The organism is Enterobacter cloacae complex sp. P38RS, assembly GCF_014930775.1.
Taxonomy (GTDB): Bacteria; Pseudomonadota; Gammaproteobacteria; order Enterobacterales; family Enterobacteriaceae; genus Enterobacter; species Enterobacter bugandensis.
The window spans coordinates 469,910-493,280 of record NZ_JADBRS010000002.1 but is presented as its reverse complement, the minus strand read 5'-3'; the positions used below and the strand labels follow the sequence as shown (position 1 = coordinate 493,280).

Below are 23,371 nucleotides of genomic sequence, written 5' to 3'. Positions count from 1 at the left end.
CTCAGGCGACAGCCTGGCTGACTTTAGGCATGGCGAGGTTCAACGCCTGTTGTTCATTCGCCTGTTCATGAAGTAATTCACCGGCGATTTCGCCTTCGCGCATCACTACAATGCGGTCAGCAACGCCAAGCACCTCAGGCAGATCGCTGGAGGCGAACAGCACCGCCACGCCGCGTTTTGCCAGTTCATATATCACGTTGTAAATCTCGTGTTTTGCGCCCACATCGATACCGCGCGTCGGCTCGTCCAGCAGAATGACCTTCATATCCTCCGACAGCCAGCGGCCTAAAATGGCCTTCTGCTGGTTTCCTCCTGACAGATTCATAATCAGCTGTTCCGGTCCCGGCGTTTTGATATTCAGCGAGCGAATATGATGGTCGGCGTTGCTCGACTCCCAGCCGTCGTTAATCAGGCAACCCGCGCGGATAAATTTACGCCGGGCGGAAATGTTGATGTTGTCGCGCACCGAATGCACCGGAATGATCCCCTCCGCCTTGCGGTCTTCCGGGCAGAGCATCATCCCGGCCCTGATTGCGTGGGCGGGTTTCTGGATATCCACCTGCTCGCCGTCAATGGAGACCTGCCCTGCGGTAATGCGTGTACCGCCGAACAGCCCTTTCATCAGCTCGCTGCGCCCCGCCCCTACAAGGCCAAACAGACCGACGATCTCACCGCTGCGTACGGATAACGAAACCGGCGTCCGCACGCCCGGCGCTTTGACGTTGTCCAGACGCAGGCGCTCGGGGCCGTACTCGCGCGGTTTCCAGTGATAGATATCGCCCAGATCGCGCCCGACCATCGCCTGAACAAGCTGGTCATGGTTAACCTGCTGCATATCGGTAAAGGTGCGCACATAGCGCCCATCCTTAAATACGGTGATGGCATCGCTCAGCGCAAATATCTCCTCCATGCGGTGCGAGACGTACAAAATGGTGCGGCCTTCCTGCCGCAGCTCGCGGATCACGCGGAACAGGTTTTCGATTTCACGCGCGGAAAGCGAACTGGTGGGTTCATCAAAGGCAATAACCCTGGCGTTACGCGCCAGCGCCTTGGCAATTTCAACCATCTGCCACTGGCCGATGGAGAGGTATTTCAGCGGGGTCTGGGGATCGACGTCCAGACCAAGATGCTTAAGCTGCAGCCCCGCTTCATAATTAAGTAGCGAACGATTCACCACGCCGCTTTTGTGCGGAAGCTGGCCTAAATAGATGTTTTCGGCCACGGTCATCTCAGGGATGAGGTGCAGTTCCTGATAGATAATGGCGACACCGGCGTTGAGCGCCGCCGTGGTATCGGCAAAGGCCACCTCTTCACCGCGAATGGCCAGCGTGCCGGTTGTTGGCGCGTAGTTGCCGCTGAGGATTTTTAGCAGCGTGGATTTCCCCGCTCCGTTTTCCCCCATCAGGGCATGAACCTGGCCGGCATAGCAGTCGAAGCTGATATCGGTCAGCGCGTTAACACCGGGAAACGTTTTCCCGATGCCGCGAAAAGAGAGATACGGATTAGACTGTTGCATAACGACTCCGTGATTCCTGTAGTGTGTACGTCTGGCCCCTTACGGCGAGTAAGGGGCACAATCACAGCGTATTACTTACCGCCCAGTCCCTTTTTCGCCAGTTCTTCTTTGAAGTTGTCGCGGGTAATCAGCACCACGTCGGTCACTTCGGTAAATTTCGGCGGTTCAGCCCCTTTGGTGACCCAGTTGTAGAGCATTTCGCTGGATTTGTAGCCGTGAACGTCCGGGCTTGGCAGCAGAGAGCCGTAGAAGCCGGTGGCCTGCGCTTTGGACAGCTCGCTCACCGCATCCACGCCGTTGATGCCGATCCCGATAACGTCAGGCGCCTTGAAGCCCTGACCTTCCGTCGCACGCACGCCGCCCAGCACGGTGTTGTCGTTCATGCCGACCACCAGCCAGTGCTTCACTTCCGGGTGCTGGACCAGCATAGAGTTCGCCGCGTCAAAGGCGCCCGGGATGTCGTTAGATTTGGTTGGCACTTTATAGATCTGTTTTTCAGGGAAGCCGGCCGCTTTCAGCGCGTCCATTGAACCGGTCGTACGACGACGCGCCGTGTCCAGCTCGTCTGCGGTGATGGCCATGACGGCGGTCTCTTTCACATCCCAGCCGCGTTTCTGCATCTCTTTATAAAGCTCCTGCCCCTGACGTTCACCGATTTTGGTCGCCGCCATCATGACCAGCGGAACGCTGTCCATCGGTTTGCCTTTGGCGTTAACGAACTGATCGTCAACCGCAATAACCTTCATGTCGTAACCGCGGGCTTTCGCCGCAATTGCCGATCCGAGTTTTGGATCCGGAGTGCAGATAACAAAGCCTTTCGCGCCGCTGGCCGCCAGGCTGTCGATGGCGTTCAGGGTTTTTTCACCGTCCGGCACGGCGATTTTAATCACTTCAAAACCTAAATCTTTTCCGGCTTTATCAGCGAATTTCCATTCGGTCTGGAACCAGGGTTCTTCCGGCTGTTTTACCAAAAAACCGAGTTTTAAATTCTCAGCGATAGCGGATTGTGACATAACGGCAGCCAGACCGATGGCCGCCAGCGCTTTAGTAAATTTGTGCATGGTAAACTCCAGCTTTAGCATTCTTTTCTGTAGGGAAGATTTGCGTGCTTCTTATTTAATCGGACTTAAAACAAGGCATTAGCGCTTACCTCGTCATAAGCGTTATTGCTGGTGATAGTTTTAGCGGGAAATTAATCATCCATAAGAGAGCCCCATCACACCGCAGAATTACAGTAATTGCGTACATAAATTCAGCGAAAAATGACATAAAAAAGGCAGGAATTGTCTGACAAATGAAAGCAGGGTAAGCAGAATTATCCATAAGATTAGCTAAGAAATCCCTGATGCCTTACGGCGGATGTCGCTGTGGCTCTCCCCTGACGGGGGTCCATGCTTTTCATCAAAAAAACGAACGCGTCATGAAAAGGCGTTATTCCGTTAAAATTGACTTAGCGCAAATTCAGCAACGCATCATATATTTGAAATGAATAATCTGTATTTATTTTTCTTACAGAGCATTATTCCGGCTAAATGTTCACGAAAGTAAATCAGTATCCCTCGAAAGACACTTAACCTTTAATATCAACAGGTTAATAAAATTTCATTTGGTGGCTATATATTTGTATTTTTGTACTATATTAAACTTTGTAATGTATGGTAAACACAGCCTAATTAAGAGTTTTCTTAATCATAAGACAAAGGTATGCTTATTTATATCGAACACAGGAAGTGAATTTTCGATCGATTTTAGTCACTGCAAAAATTGCAATTCTGTTTTTCTTCGTATTTGCCTGGCTGTCAGGTTAAGCAGCGGACATCACGTCCCACAGTCTATAAGGATATGAGTATGGCTACCCAAACGATGATGCAAAAACTTAACGCGCAGATGAACCTTGAGTTCTACGCCTCGAACCTGCACCTTCACCTAAGTGCATGGTGTTCTGAAAAAAGTCTCACGGGCTCTGCCACGTTCTTTCGTTCACAGGCACAAAGCAACGTCACCCATATGATGCGCGTCTTTAACTTCCTGAAGGCCGCGGGGGCTAACCCGGTTGTTAAAGCCCTTGATGGGATCAACGAAAATTACTCTTCTCTGGAAGAACTGTTCCAGAAAACGCTGGAAGAGCATGAGCAGCGCTGTACGACGCTCAACAAGCTGGCCGATGAAGCCAGAGCACAGCATGACATCATCACTCTTAAATTTTTACGCGATATGGATAAAGAACAGCAGCAGGACGGTATGCTGCTGAAAACGCTGGCGGATGAGATCCACAATGCGCGCCAGGCCGGTTTACGCCCGGAGCAAGCCGACCGCCACCTGCTCGATCTTGTGACGGTGCAGCACCACTAAGCGTTTAACCTGCCTTGGCCCTGGTTCAGGGAGGCAGGTTCCTTCTTATCTCCCCAACCCTCTGCTTTTGCTGAAATTTAACAAATCAGATCTCGCTCTCAATGATTAACCCTACAAAATGTAATGATTTATTTAATTACATAATCATTGACGAGGGAAAAGCATGATCACCATTGAGTTTGTTGTCATTCTCCTCTGCCTGCTGACGGGAACACGTTTCGGCGGCATGGGGCTTGGGTTAATCAGCGGTATTGGCCTTTTTATTTTGTGTTTTGTCTTTGGGCTCCAGCCCGGCAAGCCTCCGGTTGACGTCATGTTAACCATTCTCGCGGTGATAGGCTGTGCCGCTACCCTGCAGACCGCGGGTGGCCTCAACGTCATGATGCAGTTTGCTGAACGCCTTCTGCGCAAACACCCGCAGCACATCACGCTTCTCGCCCCTTTTACCACCTGGATGCTGACCTTTCTGTGCGGCACTGGGCACGTGGTCTACACCATGTTCCCCATCATTGCGGATATCGCCCTGAAAAAAGGGATCCGCCCGGAACGCCCAATGGCGGTGGCATCGGTGGCATCCCAGATGGCGATCACCGCGTCTCCGGTTTCCGTCGCCGTTGTGTCGCTGGTCTCCATCCTGGCCGCACAGCATGGGATTGGGCACGCGTGGGGGATCCTGGAAATCCTCGCCGTATCGGTTCCCGCTTCGCTTTTCGGCGTCGCGATCGCGGCCCTGTGGAGTTTACGTCGGGGGAAAGATTTAGCTGACGACGGGGAGTTTCAGGAGAAACTGAAAGACCCCAAACAGCGCGAGTTTATCTATGGCGGCACGGAGACGTTAATGAACCAGCGTTTTCCGAAGCAGGCCTACTGGTCGACATGGATTTTCTTTGCCGGCATTGCGGTGGTAGTCCTGCTCGGGGCTTTCCCCGACCTGCGCCCGTCCTTCGAGCTGAAAGGTAAAATGACGGCCCTGTCGATGAACCTCGTCATTCAGATGATGATGCTCATCGCCGGTGCCGTGATGCTGATGGCCTGCAAGGTCAATGCCTCAGCCATCTCAAACGGTGCGGTATTCAAGGCCGGTATGGTGGCGATCTTCTCGGTGTTCGGGGTGGCGTGGATGAGCGATACCTTTTTCCAGGCGCATCTCGATGAGTTAAAGCTGGCGCTGGAAGGGGTGGTGAAAAGCCATCCGTGGACGTATGCCATCGTGCTTTTCCTGGTGTCGAAGCTGGTAAACAGCCAGGCGGCGGCCCTGACAGCCGTGGCGCCGATGGGATTGATGCTGGGCATCGATCCAAAAATGCTGATCGCCTTCTTCCCGGCGTCCTACGGCTATTTTGTTCTGCCGACTTACCCGAGTGATTTAGCCTGCATCGGCTTTGACCGCTCGGGAACAACCCGCATCGGCAAATTCATCATTAACCACAGCTTTATTCTGCCGGGGCTAATTGGCGTGAGCTGCGCCTGCGCGGCGAGCTACCTGCTGGTCCAGACCTTCTTTTAACGTTTTCAACGGGCGACACGCGCGGTCGCCCGTTCGCGTTTTAATGAGACTCGCCCTGCGGCGTAAAGCGCAGTTCAATCAGCGCGATGGCTTTCTGGATCGCGCGAAGCGTCACCGGGTCGGCAGCCGCGGGATGGCTGGCAAAATCGATGTTTTTCAGCTGCGTGGACATCTTCTCGCGCACTTCAACCGGTGCAATAACGTCCAGAACATCAAGAATTTGCTTGATAACCAGCTGACAGGCGACAACGTCAGAGACCAGTTCCTGATCGGCGCTCAGGTTTTGTGACATGGGGCTTTCTCCTTATTCAAAGGCCGCCATAGTATCAAAACGTGGCCCGTGACATCTGCCCTTCATTGCCGCAGGACACAAAAAAACCCGCCGAAGCAGGTTTTTTTTATCAGAACATGGCGCCAGGCGGCACGTCTTTAAAAGTGCGGCAGTAATTGGCCCACATACTTTTCAGGATTTTGCGCAGTTTCATTGTGATGCTCCATTAACTTGTTATACAACTTTATCGTCAATGTGCCTATAATATGACCATCGTCACAAAAATCAATATTTTTGTGACGAATATCACAATTTAAACTGCGCAGTGCGCATTACCCCACGATACTGCGAACAAAATCCTCGATCGCTTTATCCTGGCAATTTTCAAAGAAGCACTGCTGGAAACGCGGGCCGGAAACAGCGGTCTTCACCAGCTCAGGATCGATGGCGCGCAGCGAGTCAAGATAGTTATCTTTTACCACGGCCGCTTTTACCTGGTTCAGAATACCGGCGTTACGCACCTGCGGCTCTTTACGCTCTGGAGGATAACCCTCCCCTTTTCGGCCGGTAAATGCCTTTTCAAAGATAAAGCGAACGTTTAGCTCCGCTCCCCAGCCAAACCCTTTGGCAAAAGGCAGAGAGAGCGCATTGCCGTTATTGATTTGCGCGAAGAGAAACGCGTCTGCGGGATCGATGCAGTAGCCGCATATCACGCCAGGGTGGATGTTTAACGACATCAGCGCCCCCTGCCCGGTGCCGCAGCCGGTGACCACGAAATCCACCGCTTTCGCATTCAGCAAAATGCTCGCCATAATGCCCAGGTGGATGTAGGTCAGGTGATGATCGTTTTCGTCGCTCATACCCACGTTGTAAACCGGGAACCCTTTTTCATCGGCTACCGTTTTCAGCTCTTTTAATATGACTGGGTTTTTAGCCGCCTGGCTGTTTTCCATCATCAGTGCAATTTTCATCGTGTCTCTCCAGAATGCGCTGCGGGCACTCCCCGCCATGGATACCTGTTCCCGTTCATTCTGGCATCAAATAAACAGACTTTCAAAGTAAATGAAATGCAGTTTTAAAAACTAAATGCACGCTCACAATTTTGTGAAGGGGAGGATCTACGCCGTCCGTTGCAAAGAGTGAGGGTAGATCGTCCGGCTATTCCTGGCATTGCAGCGGGCATCTGCGGGTACGATAACGTATTTCCATCCACTCAGAGCGAACCATGAAAAGAGCCATCGTAGCCGCTACAGTCCTGCTGCTCGCGGGATGCAGCGTTAAACGCCAGGCGGAAATCAGCAGCCTCGACGCGCCGAACGGCATTGTCCGCCTCGACTATGGCCAGGCCGTGCTGCAAAACGCCTGGTCCGATGAATATGTTAATAACGGTACCGCGGTAAAAGCCTGTCAGAACATGGGCTATGCCACCGCCTCTGCCTACGGGCAACCGGTCAAAACCTGTACCCTGACAAGCGGCTCTTTGTGCCTGAACGAGAGCGTTACTATCCAGTATAAGTGCATAGGGTATGCCGTTAACCCTAAGGCAAATAATCCCTGGTATTAACCAAAGCTGCCAGCGTTTGCTGGCGCTTTATTTAACTAAGAACAAAAATAATTCGCATTAATAAAAATAAATATCGCCAATGCGTTTTATTCCCATTCGTATTTTAAAAGAACAAATATTTAATTTTACGTTTTGCAAATAATTAAATAACAAATTATAGTGTCGCTCATTATGAACCCGTAATAATAATCCGGAGCGCCACCATGCTGAAAACTGAAATGATCGACAAGCTCAATGCACAAATGAACCTTGAGCTCTATTCATCCCTTCTCTACCAGCAGATGAGCGCCTGGTGCAGCTATCACAGCTTTGAAGGTGCGGCCGCGTTTCTGCGTCGTCACGCCCAGGAAGAGATGACCCACATGCAGCGCCTGTTTGATTATCTGACCGATACGGGCAGCCTGCCGCGCATTGAGAACGTGGCATCGCCTTTTGCTGAATATAATTCTCTCGACGAACTGTTCCGCGCCACCTACGAGCACGAACAGCTGATAACCCAGAAAATTAACGAACTGGTTCATGCGGCAATGATCGGCCAGGATTATCCAACCTTTAATTTCCTGCAGTGGTACGTTGCGGAACAACACGAAGAAGAGAAGCTGTTTAAATCCGTGCTGGATAAATTATCCCTGGTGGGTAAATCCGGCGAAGGACTTTACTTTATTGATAAAGAACTGTCGACTCTCGATACGCAGAATTAATATCAGCGCGGTGCCGGTTTCCGGCGCCGCACTAATTTACCTTTCCCTGCATTAAAACACGCATTTTATTCCCCGTACGCCCTATTTACGTCACGCCTGACCGTCGCCCCACTCAGGATGGGCAGTAGCGCAATACGTAAACCTTTCATTACACTCCTTGTAACGGTGGTTTGACGAATTACCGCTTTTGCCTTACTCTGCGCCGCAGATTTTGTTGCGGTTAAGCGTCGTTGTAGAGGAAAGCGTGAAGAACAGAACCCTGGGAAGTATTTTTATCGTCGCCGGAACGACGATTGGCGCAGGAATGCTGGCAATGCCTCTGGCTGCCGCGGGAGTGGGATTTGGGATGACCCTGCTGCTGCTTGGCACGCTCTGGGCACTAATGTGCTATACCGCACTGCTGCTGCTTGAGGTTTACCAGCATGTGCCCGCCGATACCGGGCTGGGTTCGCTGGCGGCGCGCTACCTGGGACGCTACGGCCAGTGGATCACCGGCTTTAGCATGATGTTCCTGATGTACGCCCTCACGGCCGCGTATATCAGCGGTGCCGGGGAGTTAATCGCCTCCAGCGTCAACGACTGGTTTGGCTCTGACATTACCCCTGCAACGGGGGCTATCTTCTTTGCGCTTATTGGCGGCGGCGTGGTCTGCGTGGGCACATCGCTGGTCGATCTCTTTAACCGTTTTCTGTTCAGCGCCAAAATTCTGTTTCTGGTTGTCATGCTGGCGCTGCTGGCACCGCACGTGCACAAGGTGAACCTGCTGACGCTGCCGCTGGAGCAAGGGCTGGCGCTTTCCGCCATCCCGGTCATTTTCACCTCGTTTGGCTTCCACGGCAGCGTGCCGAGCATCGTCAGCTATATGGACGGCGATGTCCGCAAGCTGCGTCGTGTGTTTGTTATCGGCAGCGCCATTCCGCTGATCGCCTACATTTTCTGGCAGCTGGTGACGCAGGGTAGCATTGACTCTTCAACCTTCGTCGGGCTGATGGCGCAGCACGCTGGCCTGAACGGTTTTCTGTTGTCTCTGCGCGAGGTGGTCACCTCGCCGCACGTGGAGCTGGCGGTTCACCTGTTTGCCGACCTGGCGCTCGCGACCTCGTTCCTGGGCGTAGCGCTCGGCCTGTTCGATTACCTGGCCGACCTGTTCCAGCGTCGCAATACTGCCGCCGGACGGTTACAGACCGGAGCCATTACCTTCCTGCCGCCGCTGGCGTTTGCGCTGTTTTACCCTCGCGGGTTTGTGATGGCGCTGGGCTACGCGGGGGTGGCGCTCTCTGTCCTGGCCCTGCTGCTCCCTTCCCTGCTGGCGTGGAAAAGCCGTCAGCAGCATCCTCAGCAAGGATATCGCGTCGCGGGAGGAAAACCGCTGCTGTGCGTTGTGTTTGGCTGCGGGGTAATGATTATTCTGGTGCAGGTGTTGATTGCCGCCGGGATGCTGCCGGAAGTGGGTTAAAGATAAAAGGGGCTATCATCAGCCCCTTTTTTTATCAGTGCAGGCAGCAGCTCTTAAACTTCTTCCCGCTGCCGCAAGGACACGGATCGTTACGCCCCACTTTCGTGCCGTTCACGACAGGCTTCTTCGCTTCCGGCTGCTGCGGGTTCTCCACCCAGTAGTTGTATAAGCGCAGGGCCGCAGGCTGGATGCTCTCGATGCTGGCGATATACTCCTCTTCGGACAGTTCATCCAGCTTCTCGCTGTTCTCTTCCGTTCCGTGCAGGGCAATCACGTCGAGATCGGCCTTCAGGGTTTCCGGCAAGGCTGACCAGTCCGTCAGCGCCACGCCGCGCATGTAGCCATAGCACCACTCTTCGACCACGGTGTAACTCTCACCGTCAACGTCGTTATAGCCGAACAGCGGCTCAAACTGATCCGGATATTCGCTCAGGCGCTCGGCAATGTCGTTCATATGCTTAAAGCAGAGATCGATAAAACGGTTCATCTCGCGATCGTTTTTCCAGCGCGGGATGTACTTCTCCCCGCCCCACACCGCCACCAGCCAGGCATCTGGCTCAACGACAACAGGGCCGGAAAGCACTGCAGTTAGCATGCCGTCCAGTTCGGACACGTCAATCACGGACGCATCGTCATGACCGTAAGACATTAATGTCTCTTCCAGCCACGCCATTTCGCTTTCATTTAATGGACCTTCCGTCATCGCGGACACTCCTGATAAAAAAGGAAAGGATCCTACCACAGATCGCACGCCTGCCCTGGCTGAAGTTTAGGTCTTTATTGCTGCAAAAGTGTGCAAATCGTGACCGTTGCACAACTTATGGGCTTTATTGTTAACGATGTGTGATCTCCGCTGTAAATTCTTCTCCTGGCGCAGGGCGGGATAACGCGGCGCTCTATACTCAAACATGTCATAACCCCGTCAAGGGGTTAACCATTCTGGCAACGTTTTTGCTTGCTGTTCTTCGCGCGACGCTGCGCATGGAAACCTCGCCGTATCACGCAGGATGCCGTTCGTTTAGTGCATTTTGTTCTTGCTCGTGTTTTTGGATTGGCTGCGCCCTGGGCGTTCAGGCTTACGCCGTGGTGCAAAAACCTCTTTGCTAAGGAACATAATAATGTCGCTGAAATTTATCAAAACGCCTGTTTCTCTTGTGCTGGCCGGTTGTCTGGTAACGGCATTTTCCGCCCGGGCAGATATCGTGATCGGTGTCGCCGGACCGTTCACGGGCCCTAATGCCACCTACGGCGATCAGTACTGGCACGGCGCAACGCAGGCCGCCGAAGACATTAACGCCGCAGGCGGTATTGACGGTGAGAAGATCAAACTGGTTCAGGGGGATGACGCCTGCGAGCCTAAGCAGGCGGTGGCCGTCGCCAACCGCTTAGTCGACCAGGATAAGGTCAACGCCGTGGTCGGCCATTTCTGCTCCTCTTCCACCATGCCCGCCTCCGAGGTGTATAGCGACGCGGGCATCATCGCGATTACTCCCGGCTCAACTAACCCGCAGATCACCGAACGCGGCATGAGCGACATGTTCCGCATGTGCGGCCGCGACGACCAGCAGGGTCAGGTCGCCAGCGACTTCATTATCGACAAGCTGAAGGCCAAACGCGTGGTCATCATTCACGATAAAGACACCTATGGACAAGGGCTGGCAGACGCCACCAAAGCGGCGCTGGCGAAGCGCGGGGTCAAGGATGTGATGTATGAAGGTTTATCCCGCGGTGAAAAAGACTTTAACGCGCTGGTGACGAAGATCGGCGCGCAAAAACCGGACGTGGTGTTCTTCGGCGGCTGTCACCCGGAAGCTGGCCCGCTGGTTCGCCAGATGCGTGAACAGGGGGTGCAGGCGAAATTCTTCTCCGGCGACTGCATTGTCAACGAAGAGATGGTGACGGCAGCGGGCGGGCCACAATATACCAACGGCATTTACATGACCTTTGGTAAAGATCCGCGCCTGATCCCGGACGGTAAAGCGGTTATCGACAAATTCCGCGCCGGTAAATTCGAGCCGGAAGGTTATACCCTCTACTCCTATGCCTCCGTACAGGCCATTGCCGCAGCCTTCAAGGCCACCGGCGGCAAGGATTCCGCGAAAGCCAGCGAGTGGCTGAAAGCCAATTCTGTCGATACGGTGATGGGCAAAAAAGCCTGGGACAGCAAAGGCGACCTGAAAGTGTCTGACTACGTGGTTTACCAGTGGGACGACAAGGGAAAATATAAGGAAGTGCAGTAACGGGACGGAGTCACGCTCAACGTCGGCGGGCTTGCCCCGCCGGCGCGTAATAAACATCAGGCTGCGCGCCTCGCGCGGCCTATAAAACGAGCGCGCTAAGATGAGTACATTCTTCCTGCAGCAGTTAGTCAATGGCTTAACGCTGGGCTCCGTCTACGGCCTGATCGCCATCGGCTACACCATGGTGTACGGCATTATCGGGATGATCAATTTCGCCCACGGCGAAGTGTATATGATTTCCGCCTATCTCTGCGCCATTGGTCTGGCGCTGCTCTCTTTCTTCGGGCTTGAGTCCTTCCCCCTGCTGATTCTGGGTACGCTGGTGTTCACCATCGCGGTAACTGGCGTGTACGGCTGGACTATCGAGCGTATCGCCTACAGGCCGCTGCGCAACTCCACGCGCCTGGCGCCGCTTATCTCCGCCATCGGGATGTCGCTTATCCTGCAAAACTACGCCCAGCTGAGCCAGGGCCCGCGCCAGCAAGGGGTGCCGACCATGCTCGACGGCGTGATTCGACTGCATCTTGGCGACGGGTTCGTGCAGATAACCTACACCAAAGTGTTTATTCTGCTCGCCTCGTTTGCCGGCATGCTGGTGCTTACGTGGATAATCAACCATACCCGGCTGGGGCGGATGTGCCGCGCGGTACAGCAGGATCGCAAAATGGCCTCTATTCTGGGGATCAACACCGACCGGATTATCTCCCTGGTCTTTGTTATCGGCGCGGCGATGGCCGGCCTGGCGGGCGTGCTCATCACCATGAATTACGGCACCTTTGATTTCTACGTCGGGTTTGTGATTGGCATTAAGGCCTTTACGGCGGCGGTGCTCGGCGGTATCGGTTCCCTGCCCGGCGCCATGCTCGGTGGCCTTATCCTGGGCGTCGCGGAAGCCCAGTTCTCGGGCATGGTGAACTCGGACTATAAAGATGTCTTCTCGTTTGGCCTGCTGGTCATGATCCTGATTTTCCGGCCCCAGGGTCTGCTCGGGCGCCCGGTTGTGGCCAAAGTGTGAGGAAGAGAATGATGACATCGCACGGTTTTTCTCTAAAGCGCTGCGTTCTGGACGCGATTTTTTCCGGGCTGATTGCGCTGATTATCTTCGGCCCGATTGCTGGCGTGGTGCTGGACGGGTACAGCTTTAACTTTGCCGGACAACGGCTGGCCTGGATGGTCGGCATTGTAATGCTGGGGCGTTTTCTCTTGAGCGCTTTTTTGGGTACCGCCGCGGGCGCTCGTTTCCAGGCTCGCTTCGAAGCCGATAACGCGGGCGTCTATGTTAGGTCTCCGGACTACAAAAGCCGCATGCGCTGGATTATTCCTCTGGTGATTGCGCTTGCGGTTTGCTTCCCGTTTGTCGCCACCAAGTATGTACTGACCGTCGCCATTCTCGGGCTGATCTACGTGCTTCTCGGTCTGGGGCTGAACATCGTCGTGGGGCTGGCCGGCCTGCTGGACCTGGGATACGTCGCCTTCTACGCGATTGGCGCGTACGGTCTGGCGCTGGGGTATCAGTATCTGGGGTTAGGCTTCTGGAGCATGCTGCCGCTGGCGGCAATCATGGCCGCCGCTGCAGGCGCCCTGCTCGGCTTTCCGGTACTGCGCATGCACGGCGACTATCTGGCGATCGTCACCCTCGGGTTCGGGGAGATCATTCGCCTGATCCTGAACAACTGGCTGACCTTCACGGGGGGGCCAAACGGCGTGTCAGCCCCTCCCCCCACCTTTTTCGGCCTGGAATTTGGACGACGCGCGAAAGAAGGCGGCGTGCCTTTTCACGAGTTTTTCCACCTGACCTACAACCCGAACATGAAGTTTATTTTTATCTACGCGGTGCTGTTCCTGGTGGTGATGCTGGTGCTCTACGTCAAACACCGCCTGACGCGGATGCCGATTGGCCGGGCGTGGGAAGCCCTGCGAGAAGACGAAATTGCCTGCCGCTCGATGGGGTTGAATCACGTCCTGGTGAAGCTCTCCGCCTTTACGCTGGGCGCGTCGACCGCGGGGATTGCCGGGGTGTTCTTCGCCACCTATCAGGGGTTTGTGAATCCGACCTCCTTTACCTTCTTTGAATCCGCGCTGATCCTCGCCATCGTGGTGCTGGGCGGCATGGGCTCTACCCTTGGCGTGGTGCTGGCCGCTTTCGTGCTTACGGTAACGCCGGAGCTGCTGCGCAGTTTTGCGGAGTACCGCGTCCTGCTGTTTGGCATGCTGATGGTGGTGATGATGATCTGGCGTCCACGCGGCCTGATCCGCATTAACCGCAGCGGGTTTGCCGTGCGTAAGGGCGTGGCGCCATGAACGGGACGATATTGCGCGTGGAACATCTGATGATGCACTTCGGTGGGATTAAGGCGCTTAACGACGTTAATCTGGACGTGCAGCGCGGCTCCATTACCGCCCTTATCGGGCCAAACGGAGCGGGAAAAACAACCGTGTTTAATTGCCTGACGGGTTTCTATAAGGCTTCCGGCGGCAATATTTTATTTTCTACCCGCACTAAAACGACCAACGTTATTCAGGTCCTCGGACAAAAATTCCAGCCGGGCGACTGGATTAACCCCGCGCAGTTCGGGCAGCGCCTGTTCTACAAAATGTTTGGCGGAACGCACCTGGTGAACCGCGCCGGGCTGGCGCGCACCTTTCAGAACATCCGCCTTTTTCGCGAGATGTCTGTCGTGGAAAACCTGCTGGTCGCGCAGCATATGCGCGTTAACCGCAATCTTCTCGCCGGGATCTTAAACACGCCGGCATATCGGCGGGCGGAAAGCGATGCCCTGGACAGGGCCTTCTACTGGCTGGAGGTGGTGGACCTGGTGGAGTGCGCCAATCGCCTGGCGGGAGAGATGTCGTACGGGCAGCAGCGGCGTCTGGAGATCGCGCGGGCAATGTGTACCGGGCCCGAGATGATCTGTCTGGATGAGCCTGCCGCCGGGCTTAACCCGGTCGAAACGCATAAGCTGAGCAGCATTATTCGTTTCCTGCGCGATCGCCATGACATCACGGTCTTACTGATTGAACATGATATGGGGATGGTGATGGAGATTTCGGACGACATTATCGTGCTCGACCACGGCGATGTGATTGCCAGAGGTAAACCCGAGCAGATCCAGCATGATGAAAAGGTCATTGCCGCCTACCTGGGTACGGATGAGAGCGAGGTGTCCCTATGAGCGAACCGCTGCTGGCTTTTCGCAAGGTGGATGTGTTCTACGGCGCCATTCAGGCGCTGAAGCAGGTCTCCCTGGAGGTCAATAAAGGTGAGACCGTGGCGCTGATTGGCGCTAACGGCGCGGGTAAATCCACATTGCTGATGTCTATCTTTGGCCAGCCGCGCATCCGGAGCGGGCAGATTCTGTTCAATGGTGACGACATCAGCCATCAATCCACCCACTACGTCGCCTCCGGCGGCATTGCGCAGGCGCCTGAAGGCCGGCGTGTCTTCCCGGATATGACCGTCGAAGAGAACCTGCTGATGGGAACCATCCCCATCGGCAACCGGTTTGCGGCTGAAGATATGCAAACCATGTTCGACCTGTTCCCTCGCCTCAAGGAGAGGCGCAAGCAGCGCGCGATGACCATGTCAGGCGGGGAACAGCAGATGCTGGCGATCGCCCGGGCGCTGATGAGCCGTCCCAGGCTGCTGTTGCTGGATGAACCGAGCCTGGGCTTAGCGCCGATAGTGGTGAAACAGATCTTCCAGACGCTGCGCGAGCTGGCCCGCAACGGCATGACCATTTTTCTGGTGGAGCAGAATGCGCACCATGCGTTGAAGCTTTCCGACCGCGGATATGTGATGGTTAACGGGCAGATCCGGTTGAGCGGCAGCGGCGAGGAGCTGCTCGGAAATCAGGAGGTGAGGAAGGCGTATTTGGGCGGATATTAAAACGCCCGCGATAGCGGGCATAAAGATGCCGTATGGATTAACCAAACACCATTATCCAAACAGATAGTGGTTTAATTCCGATCACCCTTATTTACAAAAAACTGCAACTTCCAGGCGTAATGTTTCCCTTGTTAACCATTAAGTCTATAAGGGATTAAATTATGTGGAGTGCCCATAAAGCCGCAGTTTATGCCCGCCAGCATGCGGGCGAGCATAGCCAGAAAAGATGTGCAGAATTTGTTTCAAAAGCCATTCGCGCTGGCGGTGCTAATCTGCAGAACACACATTATGCTAAGAATATGAAAAGCAATTTGATTTTGGCTGGCTTCCATCAGATTTACGGCGAGCCTGTTGAGGGTGACGTGGCAGTGATCCAGCCTACAGCCCACCACCCCTATGGCCATGCATGCATCTATGGCGGGAACGGCGTCTGGTACTCTGATTTTGTTCAGCGAACAATGTATCCGGGAAAAGAATACCGGGAAGTAAAGCCAGCGTATGCAATATACAGGCATGACTAACATGAAAAAAATAATTCTTGCTGCCCTGCTTCTGCCCACTCTCGTATCAGCTGCACAGAAGCTACCCCCTGAGGCATCCGCCGCCCTTCAGTTTAATAAGTGGTACATCTCGCAGATTCTTAGCGGGAAAGAGCCAATAAAAAACTATGAAGCGCTGAGCCGATACGTTACCCGCGAAACAATCAGCAAGCTCAAAGCCATGGATAAGCTGGATCCGGATGAATATGACGTGCCTGACGTCGATATGTTCATAAAGGCCCAGGGATATGATGATGACTGGGGCATCGTCAGTGCGCGGGCATTAGATTACGATGCCGCATGCATGCAGGTGTATATATCATTCGGCAAAAAGCGGGATCACACCGTGATTGACTGCATGGTCAAAGAAAATGGCGCATGGAAAGTTCAGTCCGTGGCAAGCGTGAATATTTCTGACAACCTGAGCGCAGAATGATATCGGCGATATGACAGGGGTACTGATGCAATGCATCTTCGCGAATCCCTGTCGTATCGCCGACAAATACACCTTCGCTCTGGATAACTGAATAACTGAATAACTGAATAACTGAATAACTGAATAACTGAATAATAACAATGATGCAAGAAAGTAGATTTCAGGCACAAAAAAACCACCTTTCGGTGGTTTCACGACACTGCTTATTGCTTTGATTATTCTTTGTTTCCCATGGTACCCGGAGTGGGACTTGAACCCACACAGCGCGAACGCCGAGGGATTTTAAATCCCTTGTGTCTACCGATTCCACCATCCGGGCTCGGGAAGAAAGTGGAGGCGCGTTCCGGAGTCGAACCGGACTAGACGGATTTGCAATCCGCTACATAACCGCTTTGCTAACGCGCCGTAAAACTTTTCTAACTGACACCCGCTATTGCGCATGTCTTTAATCTGGAGCGGGAAACGAGACTCGAACTCGCGACCCCGACCTTGGCAAGGTCGTGCTCTACCAACTGAGCTATTCCCGCATGTTATCAAGTTAACTGCTAACCACTTGATTTCATTATCGTCCGGCTTGCTGTGCCGCCGTTCGATGCGTTGCATTCTACTGATATGACGTGATGAGTCAACGTTATTTTTTGCTTGTCTGGATTGTTTGCTGAAAATTACGGCGAAACGATCACTGATCAAGCAAATCCCCGCGCGCAGCGTTCAAATATTGCAGCATTGACCACAGCGTCAGCACCGCCGCGACCCACAGGAGACCGATGCCCGCCCACTCAACCCAGGCGTTCGGGCGCCAGAGCATCCATACCAGCGAGGCCATCTGCGCGGTGGTTTTTACTTTACCAATCCAGGATACCGCCACGCTGCTGCGTTTCCCCAGCTCCGCCATCCACTCACGCAGCGCAGAGATGATGATCTCACGGCCAATCATAGTTGCGGCGGGCAGCGTCACCCACCAGGTATGATAGTGCTCAGCCACCAGCACCATCGCGATCGCGACCATCACTTTATCCGCTACCGGATCGAGAAAGGCGCCGAAACGGGTGCTCTGGTTCCAGCGGCGCGCCAGATAGCCATCAAACCAGTCAGTTACCGCTGCAATAAGGAAGATCAATGCGCAGGCGAACGGTGCCCAGACGACCGGCAGGTAAAACGCCAGCACAAAGAACGGAATGAGTACAACACGAAAGAGAGTGAGCAACGTAGGGATATTATATTGCATAGTGACGGTAACTATTTGTTGTCAGTAAAATTTAGCTCTATGTTGCTACAGAGCCCTCAATGTTTCAACGAGTAGTAGATCTTTTCTGCCAGCCCTTGCGAAATACCCGGCACTTTTGCAATTTCCTCCATACTGGCGTTGAGTAATCCTTGCAATCCGCCCATATACTTCAGCAGCATCTGGCGGCGTTTTGGCCCAACGCCCTCAATAGTCTCAAGCGTGCTCGTGTTTTTGACCTTCGCCCGTTTTTTGCGGTGGCCGCTGATGGCATGGTCGTGCGACTCATCGCGAATATGCTGAATGACGTGCAGCGCCGGGGAGTCCGGCGGCAGGCTGAAGCCCTCACCTTCCGGCTCAAAAAACAGCGTTTCCAGACCGGCCTTACGATCGGCCCCTTTTGCCACGCCTAACAGCAGCGGATGGTTTTTGTCCCACTCAACGTCGAGCGACTCGAATACCGCTTTCGCCTGACCTAGCTGCCCTTTCCCACCGTCGATAAGAATCACGTCCGGGATCTTGCTCTCTTCAATCGCTTTACCGTAGCGACGGCGCAGCACCTGATTCATGGCAGCATAGTCATCACCCGGCGTGATGCCGGTGATGTTATAGCGGCGATACTCGGCGCGAAGCGGGCCGTTGGCGTCAAATACCACGCAGGACGCCACCGTCTGCTCACCCATCGTATGGCTGATATCGAAACATTCCATTCGCTTCACTTCCGGCAACTTCAGGAGCGTCGCCAGCGCGGTTAAACGCTGGCTAACCGTCGATTGCTGGGACAGTTTAGTGGTGAGCGCCGTCGCCGCGTTGGTCCGCGCCAGCTTCAGATAGCGTGCACGGTCGCCGCGCGGTTTGGTTTGAACATTGACCCGACGCCCGGCCAGTTCGGAAAGCGAATCGGCCAGCAGGGTTTTGTCATCAAGGCTAAAATCGAGCAGGATCTCCGAGGGCAGCGTACGCATCTGGCTGCCCTGAAGATAAAACTGGCCAACAAAGGTTTCCACCACTTCACCCAGCTCGGTGCCGCCAGGCACCTTCGGGAAATAGCTGCGGCTGCCGAGCACTTTGCCCTGGCGAATAAACAGCACATGCACGCAGGCCATGCCGGCGTCGAAGGACACGCCAATAACGTCGAGATCGTCGCCGGTATTTGAGACAAACTGTTTCTCAGTGACTCTGCGCACCGCCTGGATCTGGTCGCGGATCCGCGCAGCCTCTTCAAACTCAAGTGCGGCGCTGGCTTTTTCCATTCTGGCGATCAGCTGGGTTAAAACCTGATCGTCTTTGCCAGCTAAGAACAGGCGTACGTATTCCACCTGCTGCGCATACTCGTCTTCACTGACCAGCCCGGCAACACAGGGGCCAAGGCAACGCCCAATCTGGTACTGTAAACACGGGCGCGAGCGGTTGCGGTAGACGCTGTTTTCACACTGGCGGATCGGGAAGATTTTTTGCAGCAGCGCCAGCGTCTCTCGCACGGCATAGCCATTCGGGAAGGGGCCGAAATATTCCCCTTTCGCGTGTTTTGCGCCGCGGTGCATCGCCAGACGCGGATGGGTGTCACCACTCAGAAAGATAAACGGATAGGATTTGTCGTCCCGCAGCAGCACGTTATAGCGCGGCTGGTAGAGCTTAATATAGTTGTGCTCAAGCAGCAGCGCTTCCGTCTCGGTATGCGTCACGGTGACATCAATATTCTGAATGAGTGAGACCAGCGCTTCGGTCTTACGGGAGGCAAGGTTACTGCGGAAATAGCTGGAAAGACGCTTTTTAAGATCTTTGGCCTTCCCTACATAGATAACCGTACCGCCAGCGTCATACATCCGATAGACGCCTGGCTGGCTGGTTACGGTTTTCAGAAATGCTTTTGAATCGAATACATCACTCACTGACTTAACAACGTCTCCGCGTTACATAAACCGTGCCGGATGGCCAGATGAGTCAGTTCAACATCACCATGAATGTTCAGTTTACTGAACATACGATAACGATAGCTGTTGACCGTTTTCGGGCTGAGATTCAGCTGCTCTGAGATCTCATTCACTTTCTGACCCTTGGTGATCATCAGCATAATCTGCAATTCACGCTCAGACAAACTGGCAAACGGTGATTCCGTTTTCTCGGGTTCGATCTGGCTCAGCGCCATCTGCTGCGCAATGTCGGAGGCAATGTAACGCTGGCCGGCAAATACAGAACGGATAGCATTTACGACCTCCTGCGGTGCGGCGCCTTTGCTAAGGTAACCGGCTGCCCCCGCCTGCATCACCTTCGCGGGAAGCGGATTTTCAGTATGCACGGTCAGCATGATGACTTTTGTATCAACAAAGGTACGCGCGATTTTGCGTGTTGCCTCAAGGCCACCGATACCGGGCATATTCATATCCATCAGCACCACATCGGCCGAGTTTGTGCGGCACCATTTTACAGCATCTTCCCCACAGCACGCCTCACCGGCAACTTTAATACCTTTAATATCTTCAAGAATGCGTCGTATCCCTGCGCGCACCAGTTCGTGGTCATCAACAAGAAGGACGTTGATCAAAGGAAATGTCTCCAGAATAGGGATAACGCTACTGAGTGATAATTTGGCTTATATTAACGGTTTTCATCACAAGATTAAAACGTTAAAAAATCGGCTATTCGATTTTGCTCTCGTTTTTGGAAATTAGCCTGTACAGTCCATGGAAAGAGAGCCCTTGCCATCAGAGCTTTTGCGGCTATTTTTAAGCATCTGTATTCAAAAAGTTACAAAAAGCTTGCACGCTTTCCTCGCGGAAAAACTGTTCTCAATTTTTGTAACAATAATTAACGGCAAGTAAACCAGGCGCAAACAATTAATAGCCGTACCAGAGCATCAGTTTACCGGCTGGCTCTGTTTACGCAAATAAACACTGGCGTAAAAGTACGAAAAACAACCGCTGCATTTTTTGCTGCAGCTTGTGGTATACTCCGCCGCCTTGACTTTCGTCGTCGCGCTTTAGCGCCGTTTAATAATGAGGAAAATAAATGAGCACACCTGAATTTGCCACTGCGGAGAATAACCAGGAACTGGCACAGGAAGTAAACTGCCTGAAAGCGCTGCTAACGCTGATGCTGCAGGCGATGGGCCAGGCTGATGCTGGTCGTGTGATCATTAAAATGGAAAAACAAATCGCGCAGATGGAAGACCAGGCGGAATCGGCCGTATTTGCTAACACCGTTAAGCAAATCAAACAAGCGTACCGCCAGTAACAAAAAACGGCTGGATGCAGTGCATTCAGCCGTCCACCCGTCTGTCACGCAGAACGTACTCTCTAATCAGATCAGTCCCGTAGCCGCCGCATAACAGGCAATCTGCGTCTTGTTTGGCGCATTAAATTTTTTCTGCATATTCTTCTGATGGAAGTTAACCGTATTCTCTGAAATAGAGAGAATGATCGCTATTTCCGCCGACGTCTTACCTTCCGCGGTCCATTTCAAAATTTCTCGTTCGCGTTTGCTGAATTTCATCTCAGGCGGCATAACCATCTTATCTTCAAAACGCAGCAGCGCTGTTAATGCCATTTGCACCAGCATCTGCAGCCGCAGCTCTATTTCCTCGCCGGCAAACGGTCCTTCCTGCGCGCGAGTACGGGAAACTGAGAGGAAGCCGAGCGCATGATTAGGCAGCATCAGACACTGCGTTATTCCCGAACGTAGACCGAAGTCCTGCGCCCTATGCCATAATTCCTGAGCATCCGCAAATAATTCGTCCGTCCAGGGTAAATGCCCCTGAATGAAATTCTCCGGCTTTAGCACCGGATCGATGGTGAAATAGTTCTCTGATTGATATTGCGCCAGCCACTGTTGCGGATAAGTGGCATGCACAGCGATTTTAGGCCGCGTAAACGGCACCGGATGGCGCACACAGAGTGAGTAATAATCGAATTCCAGCGCCTGAGTTTGTCGCTGAAGTTCATGATATACCTCGGCGACACAGGTCAATTCCTGAAACCGCAGGGAGCAATCCCGTCGCCAGGTGAAAAAGTCTGAATCCTTCATACTTACTAAAAGAAGCCTCTGAAAAGATAATCATTATTATGGTGAATATAACCTAACACATAAAACTTATTTCTAACTACAAAATATCGGTACTAGCACAATTAACTGTGCTATGGATAAGGATTATTCTGTTCGGGTAGAATAAAAGAACACCGTTTAAGGCGAAGAGCGAGAATAATTTGCTCCAGAAGAACTTTCTGGAGCAAATGAGTACATAAATGCTACTGCATAAGGAATTTTTCCAGGAATTGACGGGTTCGCGGCTGCTGAGGGTTAGCAAATAAGCTTTTCGCCGGTCCCTGCTCTACAATCCGCCCCTGGTCCATAAAGATGGCTCTGTCCGCCACGTCGCGCGCAAAGCTCATTTCATGGGTCACGATAACCATCGTGCGTTTTTCCTGCGCCAGCTGGCGGATGGTGTTCAGCACCTCACCCACCAGTTCGGGATCGAGCGCGGAGGTCGGTTCATCAAACAGGATCACGTCAGGGCGCATCGCCAGCGCGCGCGCGATGGCCACGCGCTGCTGCTGTCCGCCCGACAGGCGGCGCGGATAGCTGGTCTCTTTCCCTGCCAGCCCGACTTTGGCGAGCAACTCGCGGGCGCGTGCCGTCGCTTCCTCTTTGGGCTCACCTTTTACAATGACTGGTCCTTCAATAATATTTTCCAGCACCGTGCGGTGCGGGAATAGATTGAAGCTCTGGAACACAAAGCCAACATGCTGACGCAGGCGGCGAATCAACCCTTTCTGCTGGCTGATGGATTTACCGGTATCAATCGTTATCTCCCCAACCCGAATGGTGCCCCCTTCCGGCTGCTCAAGCAGGTTGATACTACGCAGCAGCGTGGTTTTCCCCGACCCGCTCGGGCCAATAATCGCCACGACTTCGCCCTGCTCAACTTCCAGGTCGATGCCGTGGAGCACCGTTTGCCCGTGGAATTTTTTCACCAGGTTTTTGACGTCAATTGCACTCATTTTGGATCACGCTCCTGGCGGTTAAGCTGGTTTTCAAAGTAGTTTTGCAGAGCAGACAACACCGTCGCCATCACCCAGTAGATCAGCGAGGCGGCCAGATACATGGTGAAAACTTCAAGGGTGCGCGAGGTAATGAGCTGCGCCTGACGGAACAGCTCCGGCACCTGAATGGTTGCCGCCAGAGAGGTATCTTTCACCAGGCTGATGAAGCTGTTGCTCAGCGGCGGAAGCGCTACCCGCGCCGCCTGCGGCAGAATGGCGCGTCGCAGCGTCTGCCACGGCGTCATCCCGATACTGGCCGCCGCTTCCCACTGACCTTTATCAATCGACGAGATCGCCGCGCGCAGGGTTTCGGAGGTATAGGCCGCCGTGTTAAGCGACAGGCCAATCATCGCCGCCGGGATCGGATCCAGCTCGATGCCGAACTGCGGTAAACCGTAGTAGATCATAAAGAGCTGAGCGATAAGCGGCGTACCGCGAAATACGGAAATATAAAAGCGCGCCAGCCAGCGTACCGGCAGGATGGGCGACATGCGCATTAAGGCCAGTACAAAGCCCAGCACAAGACCGAAGAACATCCCGCCGATACTGAGCTGTAGCGTGAATACCGCACCTTTCAGCAGGAATGGCAGGGAATCAATAACCAGTTGAATACTTTCTTGCATTATTATTTTTCGACCT

The 23,371-nt window shown here is 53.6% G+C and carries 25 protein-coding genes and 3 tRNA genes; 13 read left to right on the top strand and 15 right to left on the bottom strand.

Features of this window, described 5'->3' with window-relative positions:
• Position 1: 1 nt before the first annotated feature.
• Both araG and araF read right to left on the bottom strand, forming a co-directional pair.
• Positions 2–1,516, bottom strand: coding sequence for an L-arabinose ABC transporter ATP-binding protein AraG (araG, locus tag IM303_RS05775; RefSeq protein WP_028013659.1), 1,515 nt, complete (start codon positions 1,514–1,516; stop codon positions 2–4).
• Positions 1,517–1,587: 71 nt separating this feature from the next.
• Positions 1,588–2,577, bottom strand: coding sequence for an arabinose ABC transporter substrate-binding protein AraF (araF, locus tag IM303_RS05770; protein WP_008500409.1), 990 nt, complete (start codon positions 2,575–2,577; stop codon positions 1,588–1,590).
• A 787-nt stretch (positions 2,578–3,364) separates the two neighbouring features.
• Between araF and IM303_RS05765 the strand changes: the two genes are divergently transcribed.
• Together IM303_RS05765 and IM303_RS05760 are read left to right on the top strand one after the other, a co-directional pair.
• A complete protein-coding gene (locus tag IM303_RS05765; protein WP_028013660.1) occupies positions 3,365–3,868 on the top strand; it encodes a non-heme ferritin-like protein in 504 nt (167 codons plus the stop codon).
• A gap of 163 nt (positions 3,869–4,031) precedes the next feature.
• Complete coding sequence (locus IM303_RS05760; protein WP_049001187.1) at positions 4,032–5,375, top strand: anaerobic C4-dicarboxylate transporter; 1,344 nt, start codon at positions 4,032–4,034, stop codon at positions 5,373–5,375.
• Positions 5,376–5,415: 40 nt separating this feature from the next.
• On the opposite strand, the gene IM303_RS05755 is transcribed toward IM303_RS05760, so the two are convergent.
• From IM303_RS05755 to IM303_RS05745, 3 genes are all read right to left on the bottom strand, one after another.
• Positions 5,416–5,667 (bottom strand): DUF2766 family protein, encoded by a 252-nt coding sequence (locus IM303_RS05755; RefSeq protein WP_008500405.1) that lies wholly within the window; start codon positions 5,665–5,667, stop codon positions 5,416–5,418.
• Positions 5,668–5,776: 109 nt separating this feature from the next.
• Positions 5,777–5,860, bottom strand: a complete 84-nt coding sequence (gene azuC / locus IM303_RS05750; protein ID WP_014884364.1) for a stress response protein AzuC — start codon at positions 5,858–5,860, stop codon at positions 5,777–5,779.
• A gap of 118 nt (positions 5,861–5,978) precedes the next feature.
• Positions 5,979–6,617 (bottom strand): RpiB/LacA/LacB family sugar-phosphate isomerase, encoded by a 639-nt coding sequence (locus IM303_RS05745; RefSeq protein WP_028013662.1) that lies wholly within the window; start codon positions 6,615–6,617, stop codon positions 5,979–5,981.
• A gap of 254 nt (positions 6,618–6,871) precedes the next feature.
• Between IM303_RS05745 and yecR the strand changes: the two genes are divergently transcribed.
• The 3 genes from yecR to tyrP all read left to right on the top strand — a co-directional run bounded on the left by yecR (position 6,872) and on the right by tyrP (position 9,367).
• Positions 6,872–7,210: a YecR family lipoprotein gene (gene yecR, locus IM303_RS05740; protein WP_049001189.1), complete on the top strand. Its 339-nt coding sequence runs from the start codon at positions 6,872–6,874 to the stop codon at positions 7,208–7,210.
• Between the two features lie 203 nt (positions 7,211–7,413).
• A complete protein-coding gene (ftnA, locus tag IM303_RS05735; RefSeq protein WP_028013664.1) occupies positions 7,414–7,911 on the top strand; it encodes a non-heme ferritin in 498 nt (165 codons plus the stop codon).
• Positions 7,912–8,155: 244 nt separating this feature from the next.
• Positions 8,156–9,367, top strand: a complete 1,212-nt coding sequence (gene tyrP, locus IM303_RS05730) for a tyrosine transporter TyrP (protein WP_193359700.1) — start codon at positions 8,156–8,158, stop codon at positions 9,365–9,367.
• Positions 9,368–9,401: 34 nt separating this feature from the next.
• Here tyrP and IM303_RS05725 read toward each other — a convergent pair whose 3' ends face one another.
• Entirely contained in the window at positions 9,402–10,070 is a 669-nt protein-coding gene (locus IM303_RS05725; RefSeq protein ID WP_049001195.1) for a YecA family protein, read from the bottom strand.
• 415 nt (positions 10,071–10,485) lie between these two features.
• Here IM303_RS05725 and IM303_RS05720 point away from each other — a divergent pair, with 415 nt between their 5' ends.
• From IM303_RS05720 to IM303_RS05690, 7 genes are all read left to right on the top strand, one after another.
• On the top strand, positions 10,486–11,607 hold the full coding sequence (locus tag IM303_RS05720; protein WP_193359699.1) for a branched-chain amino acid ABC transporter substrate-binding protein: 1,122 nt from the start codon (positions 10,486–10,488) through the stop codon (positions 11,605–11,607).
• A 100-nt stretch (positions 11,608–11,707) separates the two neighbouring features.
• Positions 11,708–12,622 carry a branched-chain amino acid ABC transporter permease gene (locus IM303_RS05715; RefSeq protein WP_028013668.1) on the top strand — a complete coding sequence of 305 codons (915 nt, stop codon included), beginning with the start codon at positions 11,708–11,710 and terminating at the stop codon, positions 12,620–12,622.
• 11 nt (positions 12,623–12,633) lie between these two features.
• Positions 12,634–13,908: a high-affinity branched-chain amino acid ABC transporter permease LivM gene (livM, locus tag IM303_RS05710; protein ID WP_049001199.1), complete on the top strand. Its 1,275-nt coding sequence runs from the start codon at positions 12,634–12,636 to the stop codon at positions 13,906–13,908.
• Positions 13,905–14,780, top strand: a complete 876-nt coding sequence (locus tag IM303_RS05705) for an ATP-binding cassette domain-containing protein (protein ID WP_048956507.1) — start codon at positions 13,905–13,907, stop codon at positions 14,778–14,780. Before livM ends, IM303_RS05705 begins: the two co-directional genes overlap by 4 nt.
• A complete protein-coding gene (locus tag IM303_RS05700) occupies positions 14,777–15,493 on the top strand; it encodes an ABC transporter ATP-binding protein (RefSeq protein ID WP_049001202.1) in 717 nt (238 codons plus the stop codon). The genes IM303_RS05705 and IM303_RS05700 overlap by 4 nt, the downstream gene beginning before the upstream one ends.
• 161 nt (positions 15,494–15,654) lie before the next feature.
• Positions 15,655–16,014, top strand: coding sequence for a hypothetical protein (locus IM303_RS05695; protein WP_049001204.1), 360 nt, complete (start codon positions 15,655–15,657; stop codon positions 16,012–16,014).
• A 1-nt stretch (position 16,015) separates the two neighbouring features.
• The gene (locus IM303_RS05690; protein WP_028013673.1) at positions 16,016–16,468 is read left to right on the top strand and encodes a DUF3828 domain-containing protein; all 453 of its coding nucleotides are present in this window, start codon (positions 16,016–16,018) and stop codon (positions 16,466–16,468) included.
• 232 nt (positions 16,469–16,700) lie between these two features.
• Here IM303_RS05690 and IM303_RS05685 read toward each other — a convergent pair.
• The 6 genes from IM303_RS05685 to uvrY all read right to left on the bottom strand — a co-directional run bounded on the left by IM303_RS05685 (position 16,701) and on the right by uvrY (position 20,238).
• Positions 16,701–16,787 (bottom strand) — tRNA-Leu (locus IM303_RS05685).
• Positions 16,788–16,799: 12 nt separating this feature from the next.
• A tRNA-Cys gene (locus IM303_RS05680) sits at positions 16,800–16,873 on the bottom strand.
• A 46-nt stretch (positions 16,874–16,919) separates the two neighbouring features.
• Positions 16,920–16,995, bottom strand: a tRNA-Gly gene (locus tag IM303_RS05675).
• A 152-nt stretch (positions 16,996–17,147) separates the two neighbouring features.
• On the bottom strand, positions 17,148–17,696 hold the full coding sequence (gene pgsA / locus IM303_RS05670; protein ID WP_041909393.1) for a CDP-diacylglycerol--glycerol-3-phosphate 3-phosphatidyltransferase: 549 nt from the start codon (positions 17,694–17,696) through the stop codon (positions 17,148–17,150).
• A 56-nt stretch (positions 17,697–17,752) separates the two neighbouring features.
• Positions 17,753–19,585 carry an excinuclease ABC subunit UvrC gene (gene uvrC / locus IM303_RS05665; RefSeq protein WP_047367835.1) on the bottom strand — a complete coding sequence of 611 codons (1,833 nt, stop codon included), beginning with the start codon at positions 19,583–19,585 and terminating at the stop codon, positions 17,753–17,755.
• Positions 19,582–20,238 carry a UvrY/SirA/GacA family response regulator transcription factor gene (gene uvrY / locus IM303_RS05660; RefSeq protein WP_013096026.1) on the bottom strand — a complete coding sequence of 219 codons (657 nt, stop codon included), beginning with the start codon at positions 20,236–20,238 and terminating at the stop codon, positions 19,582–19,584. The genes uvrC and uvrY overlap by 4 nt, the downstream gene beginning before the upstream one ends.
• 464 nt (positions 20,239–20,702) lie before the next feature.
• Between uvrY and IM303_RS05655 the strand changes: the two genes are divergently transcribed.
• A complete protein-coding gene (locus tag IM303_RS05655) occupies positions 20,703–20,927 on the top strand; it encodes a DUF2594 family protein (protein WP_014832453.1) in 225 nt (74 codons plus the stop codon).
• A gap of 66 nt (positions 20,928–20,993) precedes the next feature.
• Here IM303_RS05655 and sdiA read toward each other — a convergent pair whose 3' ends face one another.
• The 3 genes from sdiA to tcyL all read right to left on the bottom strand — a co-directional run bounded on the left by sdiA (position 20,994) and on the right by tcyL (position 23,355).
• On the bottom strand, positions 20,994–21,716 hold the full coding sequence (gene sdiA / locus IM303_RS05650) for a transcriptional regulator SdiA (RefSeq protein ID WP_193359698.1): 723 nt from the start codon (positions 21,714–21,716) through the stop codon (positions 20,994–20,996).
• 221 nt (positions 21,717–21,937) lie between these two features.
• On the bottom strand, positions 21,938–22,690 hold the full coding sequence (tcyN, locus tag IM303_RS05645) for an L-cystine ABC transporter ATP-binding protein TcyN (protein ID WP_041909387.1): 753 nt from the start codon (positions 22,688–22,690) through the stop codon (positions 21,938–21,940).
• Positions 22,687–23,355: a cystine ABC transporter permease gene (gene tcyL / locus IM303_RS05640; protein ID WP_028013677.1), complete on the bottom strand. Its 669-nt coding sequence runs from the start codon at positions 23,353–23,355 to the stop codon at positions 22,687–22,689. The genes tcyN and tcyL overlap by 4 nt, the downstream gene beginning before the upstream one ends.
• Positions 23,356–23,371: the final 16 nt, after the last annotated feature.

Excerpts from the sequence above, each read along its gene's own strand:
- araG (WP_028013659.1), bottom strand. The coding sequence starts at position 1,516 with ATGCAACAGTCTAATCCGTATCTCTCTTTTCGCGGCATCGGGAAAACG.
- araF (WP_008500409.1), bottom strand. The coding sequence starts at position 2,577 with ATGCACAAATTTACTAAAGCGCTGGCGGCCATCGGTCTGGCTGCCGTT.
- IM303_RS05765 (WP_028013660.1), top strand. The coding sequence starts at position 3,365 with ATGGCTACCCAAACGATGATGCAAAAACTTAACGCGCAGATGAACCTT.
- IM303_RS05760 (WP_049001187.1), top strand. The coding sequence starts at position 4,032 with ATGATCACCATTGAGTTTGTTGTCATTCTCCTCTGCCTGCTGACGGGA.
- IM303_RS05755 (WP_008500405.1), bottom strand. The coding sequence starts at position 5,667 with ATGTCACAAAACCTGAGCGCCGATCAGGAACTGGTCTCTGACGTTGTC.
- azuC (WP_014884364.1), bottom strand. The coding sequence starts at position 5,860 with ATGAAACTGCGCAAAATCCTGAAAAGTATGTGGGCCAATTACTGCCGC.
- IM303_RS05745 (WP_028013662.1), bottom strand. The coding sequence starts at position 6,617 with ATGAAAATTGCACTGATGATGGAAAACAGCCAGGCGGCTAAAAACCCA.
- yecR (WP_049001189.1), top strand. The coding sequence starts at position 6,872 with ATGAAAAGAGCCATCGTAGCCGCTACAGTCCTGCTGCTCGCGGGATGC.
- ftnA (WP_028013664.1), top strand. The coding sequence starts at position 7,414 with ATGCTGAAAACTGAAATGATCGACAAGCTCAATGCACAAATGAACCTT.
- IM303_RS05725 (WP_049001195.1), bottom strand. The coding sequence starts at position 10,070 with ATGACGGAAGGTCCATTAAATGAAAGCGAAATGGCGTGGCTGGAAGAG.
- IM303_RS05720 (WP_193359699.1), top strand. The coding sequence starts at position 10,486 with ATGTCGCTGAAATTTATCAAAACGCCTGTTTCTCTTGTGCTGGCCGGT.
- IM303_RS05715 (WP_028013668.1), top strand. The coding sequence starts at position 11,708 with ATGAGTACATTCTTCCTGCAGCAGTTAGTCAATGGCTTAACGCTGGGC.
- livM (WP_049001199.1), top strand. The coding sequence starts at position 12,634 with ATGACATCGCACGGTTTTTCTCTAAAGCGCTGCGTTCTGGACGCGATT.
- IM303_RS05705 (WP_048956507.1), top strand. The coding sequence starts at position 13,905 with ATGAACGGGACGATATTGCGCGTGGAACATCTGATGATGCACTTCGGT.
- IM303_RS05700 (WP_049001202.1), top strand. The coding sequence starts at position 14,777 with ATGAGCGAACCGCTGCTGGCTTTTCGCAAGGTGGATGTGTTCTACGGC.
- IM303_RS05695 (WP_049001204.1), top strand. The coding sequence starts at position 15,655 with ATGTGGAGTGCCCATAAAGCCGCAGTTTATGCCCGCCAGCATGCGGGC.
- IM303_RS05690 (WP_028013673.1), top strand. The coding sequence starts at position 16,016 with ATGAAAAAAATAATTCTTGCTGCCCTGCTTCTGCCCACTCTCGTATCA.
- pgsA (WP_041909393.1), bottom strand. The coding sequence starts at position 17,696 with ATGCAATATAATATCCCTACGTTGCTCACTCTCTTTCGTGTTGTACTC.
- IM303_RS05655 (WP_014832453.1), top strand. The coding sequence starts at position 20,703 with ATGAGCACACCTGAATTTGCCACTGCGGAGAATAACCAGGAACTGGCA.
- sdiA (WP_193359698.1), bottom strand. The coding sequence starts at position 21,716 with ATGAAGGATTCAGACTTTTTCACCTGGCGACGGGATTGCTCCCTGCGG.
- tcyN (WP_041909387.1), bottom strand. The coding sequence starts at position 22,690 with ATGAGTGCAATTGACGTCAAAAACCTGGTGAAAAAATTCCACGGGCAA.
- tcyL (WP_028013677.1), bottom strand. The coding sequence starts at position 23,355 with ATGCAAGAAAGTATTCAACTGGTTATTGATTCCCTGCCATTCCTGCTG.